This is a genomic window from Acinetobacter sp. YH12043 (assembly GCF_013419915.1).
Lineage (GTDB): Bacteria > Pseudomonadota > Gammaproteobacteria > Pseudomonadales > Moraxellaceae > Acinetobacter.
The window spans coordinates 1-1,029 of record NZ_VOZD01000065.1; the positions used below are offsets into that span (position 1 = coordinate 1).

Consider the following 1,029-nt stretch of genomic DNA (forward strand, 5'->3'; position numbering starts at 1 on the left):
TTTCAAACAAATTCACTTGAATTATTCTGAGTAAACGTTGAACTGTCCAACCTGTTTTTCCTAAATGTTGAGCGAAACTCACCAATAAATAGGCGATCATCGCAATCCAGATTTGTGTCTGAATTGCGTTCCTGCTGCGGCCTAGAAACGCTTTTAATTTGAGATTCTGCTTAATCGCCTTAAAGAACAGCTCAACTTTCCAACGATCTTTATAAATCGCCGCAATGGTGGAGGCGGCTAAATGAAAGTTATTGCTGAGAAAGCTAAAGTGCTTGCCACTTTGCTGATCTCTATATTCAATTCTTCTTAACACTGGGGCTTTTCTTTTTAGGGCATGTGCGCTATTCAGCTGAATGGTTTCATCTTTTAGAATACCTTTGGATTCAAGCACTGGATGTTGCTGGATCACCTGATACACAGATTTAGGCCTAAAACGTGTGACAAATCCAATGTTTTGAGCAGTCAGATTTGCATACCATTGGTAATCGACATAGCCTTTATCAAAAACTACAATGCTGCCAGCAGGAAACTGGAATTTGCGGCCTTGTACCATGTCATTTTCTTTGCCATTTTCAACTGCAACAAACTCAGGAATATCATTGCTGTGATTCAATCCTATACTGAGTTTCATGCTGGCTTTTGAGTCGTGAACTTTGGCCCATTCACATAAGGAAAGCGACAGGTCAATATGACTGGCATCCAAGGAATACAAGGGATTCTTAAAGCGAAATTTATGAGCGACTTTTGAGTGGTCATAGTATTTAAGCAACTTGTAAAATAGCTGTTGATACAAGGCAGCAGGCTGCTGCTCATTGATTCGTGCCAGCGTGCTTCGGGGAATAGACTTTGCTCCGAGATGACTTAGCTTTTCCTGTTGGCACTCCAAATTGGATTGAATATCTCTCAGACTTTGCCTACAAGAGAATTGAGACATCAATATGGCAATAAACTGATCCCACCGGGAAGCCGCTCTAAATTTCTGTCCAACATGGTGTACTTTAGCAAGTTGTTCAAAATCCTGTCGCACAA

1 protein-coding gene is annotated in these 1,029 nt (G+C 40.9%); it reads right to left on the reverse strand.

Translation table 11 applies throughout. The features are described from left to right. Nucleotides 1-1,027: IS4-like element ISAbe18 family transposase (locus tag FTU01_RS15475; RefSeq protein ID WP_180140002.1), on the reverse strand; the 1,027-nt coding region annotated here is incomplete at its 3' end. Nucleotides 1,028-1,029 lie beyond the last annotated feature (2 nt).